Annotated in this window: 7 protein-coding genes and 2 tRNA genes; 2 read left to right on the plus strand and 7 right to left on the minus strand. The window is 63.9% G+C overall.

The genetic code is table 11. The features are described from left to right. Nucleotides 1–68: 68 nt before the first annotated feature. Nucleotides 69–1,115, minus strand: a complete 1,047-nt coding sequence (gene trpS, locus ACWI6D_RS08655) for a tryptophan--tRNA ligase (RefSeq protein ID WP_408005768.1) — start codon at nucleotides 1,113–1,115, stop codon at nucleotides 69–71. A gap of 380 nt (nucleotides 1,116–1,495) precedes the next feature. Between trpS and ACWI6D_RS08660 the strand changes: the two genes are divergently transcribed. Next, nucleotides 1,496–2,134 (plus strand): lactate utilization protein, encoded by a 639-nt coding sequence (locus tag ACWI6D_RS08660; RefSeq protein ID WP_449134388.1) that lies wholly within the window; start codon nucleotides 1,496–1,498, stop codon nucleotides 2,132–2,134. Between the two features lie 43 nt (nucleotides 2,135–2,177). Here the strand turns inward: ACWI6D_RS08660 and ACWI6D_RS08665 are convergent. Together ACWI6D_RS08665 and ACWI6D_RS08670 are read right to left on the minus strand one after the other, a co-directional pair. Beyond that, nucleotides 2,178–2,252: transfer RNA gene (locus tag ACWI6D_RS08665), tRNA-Ile, on the minus strand. Nucleotides 2,253–2,418: 166 nt separating this feature from the next. Next, nucleotides 2,419–2,493: transfer RNA gene (locus tag ACWI6D_RS08670), tRNA-Val, on the minus strand. Nucleotides 2,494–2,685: 192 nt separating this feature from the next. On the opposite strand from ACWI6D_RS08670, the gene ACWI6D_RS08675 reads away from it, so the two are divergent. After that, complete coding sequence (locus ACWI6D_RS08675) at nucleotides 2,686–3,348, plus strand: YczE/YyaS/YitT family protein (RefSeq protein ID WP_302936390.1); 663 nt, start codon at nucleotides 2,686–2,688, stop codon at nucleotides 3,346–3,348. A gap of 223 nt (nucleotides 3,349–3,571) precedes the next feature. On the opposite strand, the gene rlmKL is transcribed toward ACWI6D_RS08675, so the two are convergent. The 4 genes from rlmKL to ACWI6D_RS08695 all read right to left on the minus strand — a co-directional run bounded on the left by rlmKL (nucleotide 3,572) and on the right by ACWI6D_RS08695 (nucleotide 10,641). Further along, nucleotides 3,572–5,905: a bifunctional 23S rRNA (guanine(2069)-N(7))-methyltransferase RlmK/23S rRNA (guanine(2445)-N(2))-methyltransferase RlmL gene (gene rlmKL, locus ACWI6D_RS08680; RefSeq protein ID WP_449134389.1), complete on the minus strand. Its 2,334-nt coding sequence runs from the start codon at nucleotides 5,903–5,905 to the stop codon at nucleotides 3,572–3,574. An 88-nt stretch (nucleotides 5,906–5,993) separates the two neighbouring features. Next, a complete protein-coding gene (rpoD, locus tag ACWI6D_RS08685; RefSeq protein ID WP_129423023.1) occupies nucleotides 5,994–7,253 on the minus strand; it encodes an RNA polymerase sigma factor RpoD in 1,260 nt (419 codons plus the stop codon). Between the two features lie 354 nt (nucleotides 7,254–7,607). Further along, entirely contained in the window at nucleotides 7,608–10,001 is a 2,394-nt protein-coding gene (gene priA / locus ACWI6D_RS08690; RefSeq protein ID WP_449134390.1) for a replication restart helicase PriA, read from the minus strand. A gap of 226 nt (nucleotides 10,002–10,227) precedes the next feature. Then, on the minus strand, nucleotides 10,228–10,641 hold the full coding sequence (locus ACWI6D_RS08695) for a PAS domain-containing protein (protein WP_449134391.1): 414 nt from the start codon (nucleotides 10,639–10,641) through the stop codon (nucleotides 10,228–10,230). Nucleotides 10,642–10,845 lie beyond the last annotated feature (204 nt).

Consider the following 10,845-nt stretch of genomic DNA (forward strand, 5'->3'; position numbering starts at 1 on the left):
CGCCCGATGAGGCGGCTTTCTGTATATCTGTCAATGCATGTTGTTTCATCGGCCGCAGGCCTGAAACCCTAATACACCATGCCCATGGCTTCGCGGACTTGAGCGAGCGTTTCGTTGGCAATCTCGTTCGCTTGGCGATTGCCTTCGTGCAGCACGTCCTTCACGTAGTCCATATCCTTGAGCAGCTCGCAGCGGCGCTCGCGGATGGGGGCCAAAAACTCGTTCACGCTTTCGGTGACGTACTTCTTCAGCGTGCCCGAGCCACCGTTGCCAATCTCCTCGGCAATTTCCACCTCGCCGCGACCGGTGCACAGCGACGCCGTGGTGATAAGCGCCGACACGCCGGGGCGGTTGTCGGGATCGAACGTGATGAAGCGCTCGGAGTCGGTCTGCGACTTCTTGATGAGCTTCGCCGTTTCCTCGGCCGTGGCCGACAGGCTGATGGCGTTGCCGTAGCTCTTCGACATCTTGCGGCCGTCAAGGCCAGGGATAAGCACGGCATCGGTAAGCAGGCCGTCGGGCTCGGGGAACACGCGACCGTAGCGCTCGTTGAAGCGGCGCGCGATCTGGCGCGTTTGCTCGATGTGCGGCAGCTGGTCTTTGCCCACCGGCACGATGTTGCCCTTGCAGAACAGGATGTCGCACGCCTGGTGCACGGGATACGTCAGCAGCAGGCCCGTGAGCGCATGGCCCGACGCCTCCTGCTCGGACTTCACCGTGGGATTGCGCTCAAGCTCGGCTTCGGTGCACAGCGACAAAAACGGCAGCATAAGCTGGTTCAAGGCCGGCACATGGGAGTGCGTGAAGATGATGGTCTTTTCCGGGTCGATACCGCAGGCCAGGTAGTCGATGACCATGTTGTACACGTTGTCCTGGATGTTTGCCGTGGTGTCGCGGTCGGTGATGACCTGGTAGTCCGCGATAACGATGCGCGTGGTGATGCCAAGGTTCTGCAGCGCGACGCGCTCGCGGATGGTGCCGAAGTAATGGCCAAGGTGCAGCCTGCCCGTGGGACGGTCGCCCGTCAGCATGCAGTACTTGCCCGGGTTCACAGCCAAGTCAGCGCGGATTTCGTCGCTGCGCTTCTTGCTGGTTTCAAAGCTATCGCCGCTCATAATGCCTCACAATCATATGTTGGCGGATTTCAGTCGTTCGACTAGTATAACCGTTTCCCCGCCGCCCGCGCCCAACCGCCAGCGCAAAACAGCGAAGAAGGGCACGCGGGCGCTAGGCAAACACGCTACCTGGGGCACATCGGCCGATAGGACTTTCCCGTCCGAACCTTATTTCGCCAACCGAAGCAGGCCGCGCAGGTGCTGCCGGTGCACTCGCAGCTAACGCCGGATTGCCCGACCAGCATCCACCCTGCGCCCCATTCGCAAGAAAGGTTGACGAAGGTGCCGTGTGGACAGCGGCCAGTTCTCGGCAATCGTGGCACAATAAGGTGCAGCAGGGCCACAGGCGCCCGCAAAGACGAGAACTTAAGGAGCAACCCATGGCAGATCCGCGCACCGAAGCGTTCGCCCAAACGGCGAAGACCATCATCAACCAGCTAGAACGCCACGGCATGGAAGGCTATTTCTGCGAGACATCGGCCGACGCCGTGGAACTGGTGCGCAAGCTGGTACCCGAGGGCGCATCGATCGCATGGGGCGGCACGGCCACGTTCGCGCAAACAGGCGTGAAGGCCATGCTGGAAGCCGGCAACTACCGCATGATAGACCGCTCCGTGACGAAAACGCCCGAAGAGGCGGAGCAGATCTACCGGCAGCATTTCGCCAGCGACTGCTTCTTCATGAGCACGAATGCCATCACGCGCAAGGGCGAGCTGGTGAACATCGACGGCAACTCCAACCGCCTGGCGTGCTTGCTGTACGGCCCGCGCGAGGTGTACGTGCTGGCAGGCATGAACAAGGTGGTGGAGGACGTGGACGCCGGCATCAAGCGCATCCACACGATGGCCTGCCCGCCGAACGCCGCGCGCCTGCACACCGGCACGCCGTGCGAGCGCACGGGCGTGTGCGGCAACTGCCACGAGGACGGCTGCATGTGCTGCAACATCGTGGTAACGCGCCACAACCGCCACACCGGCCGGATTAAAGTGATCCTAATCGCCGAGGATCTGGGGTACTAAATCGAAAAGGACCGGAGAGGTTATCTCCGGTCCTTGTTTGTTTTGGTGGGCCCGCCCGGATTCGAACCGAGAACCAAAGGATTATGAGTCCCCTGCTCCACCGTTGAGCTACAGGCCCGTAGCATGTTCGCGCAAAAGCTTGCAGGCGTGCACGCACGCGAAAAAACGCAAACTTAAAAACGCGGCGCACTGCAAACGTCCGGCACCGCACTTGGCGCCTTCACCAATTGGAACACCATTGAAAGAAAAAGGCCGGAACCACTTGATTCCGGCCTTGTCATTCGTGGTGGTCGCTACAGGATTTGAACCTGTGACCCCCGCCGTGTGAAGGCGATGCTCTCCCGCTGAGCCAAGCGACCGAATTGCGTGCTCCGTAGCGCGCTCGATACATATTAGAGGAACCTACCCTACCGCGCAACCCCCAATTTTAACTTTTTTAAAAAAGTTTTGTTGCGGCCATATGCCTGAATGCCTACAATCGTAGCGGGGTTTGTGTGCGACCATTCATGACGCGGCGCAAAACCCTCCACCCTCTCATAGAAAGAAGACGCATGAAGCACATGGTAGGACGTTGGTGCCTGCTGGCCATCGGCATCGTGGTGATGGCGGCAGGAATCGTGATCGTGACGAAATCGGCAACCGGCAACACCCCCATCTCATCGACGGGGTACGTGCTGAGCGTGGCCTTCCCCAGCGTTTCCTACGGCGTGTTCATGTTCTTCTGGAATATCGCCCTGCTGCTAGGGCAAGTGGTCATCCTGCGCCGGCACTTCAAGGCACTTGCGCTGCTGCAGATTCCCATCTCCGTACTGTTCAGCTTAAGCATCGACGCGTTCAACGGCGTGCTTTCTTGGCTTGTCCCCGCGAACTACGCGCTATCGCTGATCACGCTGGCCGTGGGCATCGCGACGCTGGCGCTAGGCGTGTCGTGCACCGTGGTGGCCAACGTGGCCATGAACTGCGGCGAAGCGCTGGTTGCCGCCATCACCAGCAAAACCGGCTGGAACTTCGGTCACACGAAGGTGGGCTTCGACATCAGCTGCGTCATCATCGCCTGCGTCGTGTCGTTTTCCACCATGGGCACGCTGGTGGGCGTGCGCGAAGGCACGGTGGCCGCGGCCGTCATCACCGGCTTCGTGGTGAACTTCTTCGTGCGCATCATGGGCGGCGCCCGCCCCGCTATCGGTGCCGAGCACGAACAAACCGCCGCGTAGCCAACGTCGAAAACGACCGCCGTTCACGCATGAGCATAGGCAACGTCAAAAGGCTGGGTTCCTTCACGAGCTAAGCATATGAAGGAACCTTGCCTTTTGACGCGATTTGCACCTAGTATATTGCGTTGCAGAAAAACCACAGGGCCCGTCCGAAAGCTGCGAAATGCATTCGGACGGGCCCTTTTCATGCCCTCATGAGCTGCTGTACGAAGCTTGCTGTGCGCTACTTCACGTGGCGCACCAGGTAGCACTTGTGGATGCGCGGGTTGCGTTCGAAGTCGTGCGGGATGGTTTGGGCCGTGATGTCCTCAAGTTCCACGCCGTACTTCTCCAGCTGCTCGAAGTCGGGCTTGAACGAGCGCAGGTTACAGCTGAACACCGCGATGCCGCCCTTCGTCAGAAGGCGCGACACGCCCACCAGAAGCTCCACGTGGTCGCGCTGCACGTCCCACGTGCGCTTGCCCATGGCCTTCGAGTTGCTGAACGTGGGCGGGTCAACGAAGATGAGGTCGAAGCGACGCGGGTTGCGGCGGCACTGCGTGATCCAGTTCATCACGTCGCCGCGCTCGAACATGTGCTCGGGACCGGTAAAGCCGTTCTGCTCCATGTTGCGCTGCGCCCACTCAAGGTAGGTTTGCGACAGGTCCACCGTGACGGTTTCCACCGCCCCGCCGGCCGCCGCCTGCACCGTGGCCGAGCCCGTGTAGGCAAACAGGTTGAGAAAGCGTTTGCCATCGGCCATGGAGCGCACCATAGCGCGCGTGTCGCGATGGTCCAAAAACAGCCCCGTGTCCAGGTAGCCCGCCAGGTCCACTTCAAGCAGGCAGCCCGCCTCATCGACGTGCGTGACGTAGTTGCGCTTGCCCGCGCCCTGGTACTGCCCGCCGCCCTTGTCGCGGCAACGCACCTTCGAGAACACGTGGTCGGGGCGCACGCCAAGCACCACCGGCGCCACCGTCAGGATGTCGTCGAAGCGGCGGCGCGCCTTGTCCTCGTCGATGGAGCGCGGCGGCGCGTATTCGGCTATGTGCAGATACGTATTGCCCTCGGCCTGGCCGGCACCCGTATAGATGTCGATAGCAGCCGCGTAATCGGGCAGGTCGGCATCGTACACGCGATAGCACGTGATGCCCTCGCGGCGCGCCCACTTGCGGCGCTCTTTTGCCACCTTGCGCAGGCGGTCGGCAAACTGCTGCGACGTTTCCTCGAACACCTCGACAGTGTGCTCGGCGCCGCCAGCGCTGTCGGGGATGACGGCCGTGGCCATTTCGGCAGGCGCGCGCATGAACAGCTGCGCCGACACCTCCACGCGCCCGCGCCCAAAGCGCAGCGTGTCGGCCGCATCGACGCCGAAGCGGCCCTGCACGCCCTGGCCGCCCACCACCACGTACATGCTGTCCGCCGGTGCCGCCTGCGCGGCCTTCACGAACGCGGCGGCCTCCGCCTGGGCGCGCGCCTCGGACTGGATGCGGTCGCCCGCCGGCATGTTGCTGGCAACCAAGCACGGGCACTGCGCGTCCTCGGCAGCCGTTTTACCTGCGGAAAGGCGCACGGCCACGCCGCAGGCACGCCCGGTCATGTCCGCCACCACGTGCGCGTCGCCGGCTTCGATGCTGACCACCTGTCGCAACCCCGCGCGCTTAGCGCGCGTGCGGGCGCGCGCGATGGCCGGGCTTGACGTGCAAGCGCCCACGAAGCGCACGCGCTCCAGGTCGGGGCGGTCGGACGCCGAAGCGCTGGCCGTGCCAGCGCCGCCCACCGACTCCAGGCCTTCCTCGAAACGCTCGTCGGCCTCGTCGAGAAAGCGCTCCCACGCGTCCTCGTCAAACGCCGCCCAGCCTTCAAAGCCCCAGCGGCTGCGCGCCAGGCCCGGCGCCATGTCGCAGGCCATGCCGGCAGCTTCCACCACCAGCGAGCCGTCGCCGCACGCCGGGTCCACCAGCGCCGCCGTCTTGCACGACTCGTCCCACTGCGCCATGGCAAGCGCGCCGGCGGACAGCGCGCACTCAAGCGGCGCGTCCTGGCCCGCATCGGGCTCCAAGTAAGCGCGCGCGTACAGCGATTCGCCCGACAGGTCCAGCGAGATGGTGGCGCGGTTTTCACGCACGCGCACGTCGATGCTGGCATCGGGATCGGCGCTGTCCACGTTCGGGCGCGCCCCCGTGCGCTCGCGCAGCGCGTCGCAAATGCCGTCTTTGACCTTCAGCTCCGTGAAGTGGGTGTTGCGCAGCTCGTCGTTCATGCCGTGCGCATGCACGGCGATGCTGGCGCCCGGAGCGATGACCTCGTGCCACGGGATGCGGCGGATGCCCTCGTACAGCAGGCTGGCGTCGCCGGCGTTCACGCGCCGCACCACCAGCGTGATGCGCGAGGCCAAACGCGACCACAGGCACACGCGCTGCGCCACCGCGGCCGTGCCGTAAAACGACACGCCGCCGTGCAGCGGGCGGATGCGGCGGGCGCGCAGGTGTTTAAGCTCGGCAGCCAAAAACTGCTCGAAGCCCGCCAGGCAGCTGGCGAACAGCTCGTATTCAACTCGTTCATTCGTGCTTGTCATTTCGAAGTCTTTCTTGAGGCGTCGAATATTCGGGCGCGCGGCCCTCAACCGAAAAGAAACGCGAGCCGTAAGCGACCCGCGTTTCCATTTAATCTTCCAGGTAATCCTTCAGCTTCGAGCTGCGGGAAGGATGGCGCAGCTTCGCAAGCGTTTTGCTTTCGATCTGGCGAATGCGCTCGCGCGTGACGCCGAACTCGCGCCCGACCTCTTCAAGCGTGCGCGGGTGGCCGTCTTCCAGGCCGAAGCGCAGGCTGATGACCTTGCGTTCGCGCTCGGCCAGGCCGTCAAGCACCTTCGATAGCTGCTCTTGCAACATGCTGAAGCTGGCGGCGTCGGGGGGCACAACGGCGGCGTCGTCCTCGATGAAGTCACCGAGCTGGGAATCCTCTTCCTCGCCGATAGGCGTTTCCAGCGAAACCGGCTCTTGGCTGATCTTCTGGATTTCGCGCACGCGCTCGGCGGGCAGGCCCATCTCCTTGCCGATTTCCTCGGGCGTTGGTTCGCGACCAAGCTCCTGTAGCAGCTGGCGCTGGATACGCACGAGCTTGTTGATGGTTTCCACCATGTGCACCGGGATGCGGATGGTGCGCGCCTGGTCGGCGATGGCGCGCGTGATGGCCTGGCGAATCCACCACGTGGCGTACGTGGAGAACTTGAAGCCCTTCGTGTAGTCGAACTTCTCGACGGCGCGGATCAGGCCCAGGTTGCCTTCCTGGATAAGGTCCAAAAACAGCATGCCGCGGCCAACGTAGCGCTTGGCGATGGATACGACCAGACGCAGGTTCGCCTCGATAAGCTGCTGCTTGGCGTCAAGGCCCACCTGCTCAACGCGGCCCAGGCGGCGCTTTTCGCGGCGATCGAGCTCGCGGCCTTCCTCTTCGGCCTTGTCAAGCTCGGCCGTAGCGGCAACGCCGGCCTCGATCTTCATGGCCAGGTCGATTTCCTCGGCGGCGGTAAGCAGCGGAACCTTGCCGATTTCCTTCAGGTACATGCGCACCGGGTCGCCCGTAAGCATGGTGACGTTGGCGGCTTCGTTGCGCTTGCGAACCGAGCTGCGCGTCTTTTTCGCGCGCACCTTCGGCAGCGACACGTCGGAAGCAGCTTTGAGCTCTTCCTCGGGAATGCCTTCGAGCAGGTCCTCTTCCTCGCCGTCCTCGTTGATGTTCGATTCGGGCTTGTCGTCAGAGGCAACCTCGGTGCTGCTCATATCGGGCTCGACGTCGTCCGCGTCAAGCACGTCCTCGTCCTCCAGCACTTCTTCCTCAACGACCGGCGCGGCCTTTGCGGCAGCTTTTGCGGTTTTCTTCGCTTTGGAAGCAGTTGCTTGGTTCTTCGAAGCTTGAGCCACGTGTTCTTCCTTTCGACAGGATAAATAGCGCCCTTTTACGTTCCGCAAAAAGGGCGCAAAGATGCATCAAATTAAGATAGCATAATTTCCCCGTTTGATAAAGGGACGAACAGGGAAAAGTTCATGCGAACCCGAAGTGTCGGCGTCGGCGCAGCACGCGAAAGCCTCGCGCGAACGCCGCCTGCCACGGCAACGAACGCAACGACGCAAGAACGCCCTTCGCCGTGGCGCCAAGCGACGAGCGCAACGCCGCAAGCGCGGAACGCCCGCCCCGGAAAGCCACGGCACCAAGCAGCGCCGCCAACGCGAGACGCCGCTGCCGGCAATGCGCCGCGCCCGCAGGCCGCCGCACGCTTACAGCAAGTCGTCGGGGTCCACGTCCACCGCCACGTTCACCCATTTGTCGGGCTTGCGGCGTCTGAAGTACGGCAGCAGCGCGCGCGAGATGTCGGCGTCGGCGGGGCACTTCAGCACCACATGCCAGCGGTACGTGTTGCGCAGCTTCGCCAGAACGCACGGCGTGGCAGGCAGCACAACCCAATCCTGCCCGCCGTAGCTGTGCACGGCTTTGTCCAGGTCGCGTTGGATTTCCTTCGCAAGCGCCTGCACGTCGGGCTCGTGGGCGCCCCACACCAGCACGTTGGCCATGCGCACGTAGGGCGGATATCCCAGCAAGCGACGCTTCGGCAGCTCGTCGCGCAGAAACAGCGCGCGGTCGTAACGCGCCGCCGCGCGGATAGGAGCGGCGTCCGACTCGTAGGTTTGCACGAGCACGCGGCCGGGCAGCTCGGCGCGCCCGGCACGGCCGGCCACCTGCTCGATAAGGTCAAACGTGCGCTCGTGCGCGCGGTAGTCGGGCAGCTGCAGCTGCGTGTCGGCGTTGATGACGCCCACGAGCGTGACGTCGTCGAAGTCAAGGCCCTTCGCAATCATCTGCGTACCTAACAGCACGGCGGCGTCGGCAGCGGCGAACTGCTCGAGCAGGCGCTGGTGCGCGCCTTTGCCGCTGGTGGTGTCGGCGTCCATGCGGATGATGGGCACATCCAGCCCCACGCCCTCCATACCGTCAAGCACCACGCGCAGCTCGTCTTCCACGCGCTGCGTTCCCGCGCCGAACTTTTTCAGATAGGGGCTTTTGCACTTCGGGCACACCGGCGGCGTAGCCTGGCGGAACCCGCAATGGTGGCAGATAAGGAAGTTGCCGCGCTCGTGGTAGGTCAGCGATGTTTCGCAGTGCGGGCACTTCGGCACGAACCCGCATTCGCGGCACAGCAGAAACTTCGCGAACCCGCGCTGGTTGAGCAGCAGCACCGCTTTGCGCCCGGCCGAAAGCTCTTCCTGCAGCCCACGCGCAAGCGCCGCCGAGAACATGGAGCGCGACCCTTCGGCGAACTCGCGCGCCATGTCCACCACGCGCACCTCGGGCATAGGCCGGCCGTTGGCGCGCTCGGGCAAAAGCACCTGCTCCCACAGCGGGTTTTTCGCGCACTGGTACAGCGACTCGATGGAAGGCGTGGCGCTGCCGAGCACCACGGCCGCCCCGCTGCGACGGGCCATCCACACGGCCACGTCGCGCGCATGGTAGCGCGGCGCGCTGTCTTGCTTGTAGCTGCCCTCGTGCTCCTCGTCGATGACGATGAGCCCGATGTTGGCAAGCGGCGTGAACAGGGCGCTGCGCGCGCCCACCACCACGCGGGCCGCGCCCGAGCGGATGAAATCCCACTGGTCGAAGCGCTCGCCGGCCGACATGCGCGAATGCATGACGGCCACCGTGTCGCCGAAGCGTCCGCGGAAGCGCCCCACCGTCTGCGGCGTCAGCGAAATCTCAGGCACCAAAACGCACGCCGTGCGCCCCTGCGCTAGCACGCGCTCGATAGCCTGCAGGTACACCTCGGTTTTGCCCGAGCCCGTAACGCCGTCCACCAGCACCACGCGCCCGCAGCCGGCATCGCACGCGCGCTCGATAGCGGAAAGCGCCGCAGCCTGGCCTGCCGTAAGCGCGGGCTTGGTCGAAGGGACGTGCTGCCGGTTGCAATCGGTTACCGGCCCTGAAGCCGCGCCCTGCACGCCGCGCATGCGGCGGCGGCGCACCACGCGCACCACGTCTTTGGCCTCAAGTGCCTTGAGTACCGACGACACCGCTCCAAACTGGGCCGCCAGCTCGGCCACGCGCAGCTCGCCGCCGCGCAACGCCTCGACCACCTGCGCCTGCTTCACCGCGTTCTTGCGCGGCGAAAACGCGGCCAGCGCCGGCCCCGGCACCACCCAGCGATCGTCCACCTCGCCCACGGCAGGCTGTTCAAGCCGCCAGCGACCATCGCGGCCGCGCACCATGCGCGCCACGCCGCCGGGCGGCGTGAACAGGCGCACGCACGCGGAAAGCGGCGCGATGTAGCGCTCGGAAAGCCACTGCGCGCACGCGGCGCCTTCCTCGTCGAAATACGGTCGGCTGACGGCGCGCACGATGGCCTTGAGCTTCGCCGGGTCCACCTCAGCCGGCCAATCAGGCCCGCCCGGCTGGCCGTATTCGCGAATGTCCACCACGAACCCGATGGCCCGCCGGTGACCGAACGGCACCAGCACGGCCGCGCCAACGGCCACGGCGTAGTCGCACTGCGCATCGGCACCCTCTTCGTCGCCCGCTCCTTCGCATGCGGCGGCGAACAGCCCCTCTTCGGGAACCGCGTAGGTATAAGGCGCGTCAAGCGCCTGCGTAGGTATGTCCAAGATGACGTGAGCTAGTTTCATAGCGAATCAGTATACCAGCGAATGCGCGGGTTTCGCTCGAAAAGCGAACAAATGAACGCTTTTGCATGCCATCTCTTTCCGGCGCGGAACGAAACAGACGGCAAAACCAGCGCCATGCCCAGCCAGCCCACCGCCTCGCAAACGCACCGCACAGTCACCGCAAGCAAAAAAGGGGCCGCAGGCTCAAGCCCACAGCGCCGTTACATCCACGCTCGAAAAACTTCCGCTACCCCCAGTACGAGTCGAGCACGCGCGCAATTTCCTTTTGCCGCTGACCTTCGTCAACGTTGAAGAACACGCCCACGGCATGGCTGACCGACCCGTCGCTGCGGCGGTTCGCGTTGCCGATGGAGCGGAACCGCACGGACCCGTTTCCGCGCACATGTCCGCGATACGTGGCGTCGAAGTGGAAGTCGTGGCGAAGGTCGGTCAGCGAGCTGAACAGCTTACACTTGAATTCTTCCAGGTCATCGGGGTGCACGATGTCCAGAAACGAATGGCCGTTGAACCGCTTGACGTCATCGGTTCCGTAGCCCAAATGCTTATAAAAAAGCCTGCTGGCGTACGTAACGGTCAGGTTGTCGTCGAGCAATCCCTCGATGACGCCGACCGCATAGTTCGCTTCCAGCAGGCTTTGCACATGTTACCTGGTCAGGGCACCCAATGCGTCGTGGTCTACGGTCAGCTGAACGGCGCGCTTGGCGTTACCCCATCCGGGCCCTCTTCTCTCACGCAGAGTATGTTAGCCCTCTTGTTATGCCAGATTGCACGCCTTTTTCAAAGCTTCAGCCTTGTCGGTGGCCTCCCAAGTGAACTCGGGAAGCTCGCGACCGAAGTGGCCGTA

This window comes from Senegalimassilia sp. (assembly GCF_977052095.1).

What these genes read in the sequence shown, in the direction of transcription:
- ACWI6D_RS08675 (WP_302936390.1), top strand. Translation starts at nt 2,686, where the DNA reads ATGAAGCACATGGTAGGACGTTGGTGCCTGCTGGCCATCGGCATCGTG.
- priA (WP_449134390.1), bottom strand. Translation starts at nt 10,001, where the DNA reads ATGAAACTAGCTCACGTCATCTTGGACATACCTACGCAGGCGCTTGAC.
- trpS (WP_408005768.1), bottom strand. Translation starts at nt 1,115, where the DNA reads ATGAGCGGCGATAGCTTTGAAACCAGCAAGAAGCGCAGCGACGAAATC.
- ACWI6D_RS08660 (WP_449134388.1), top strand. Translation starts at nt 1,496, where the DNA reads ATGGCAGATCCGCGCACCGAAGCGTTCGCCCAAACGGCGAAGACCATC.
- rlmKL (WP_449134389.1), bottom strand. Translation starts at nt 5,905, where the DNA reads ATGACAAGCACGAATGAACGAGTTGAATACGAGCTGTTCGCCAGCTGC.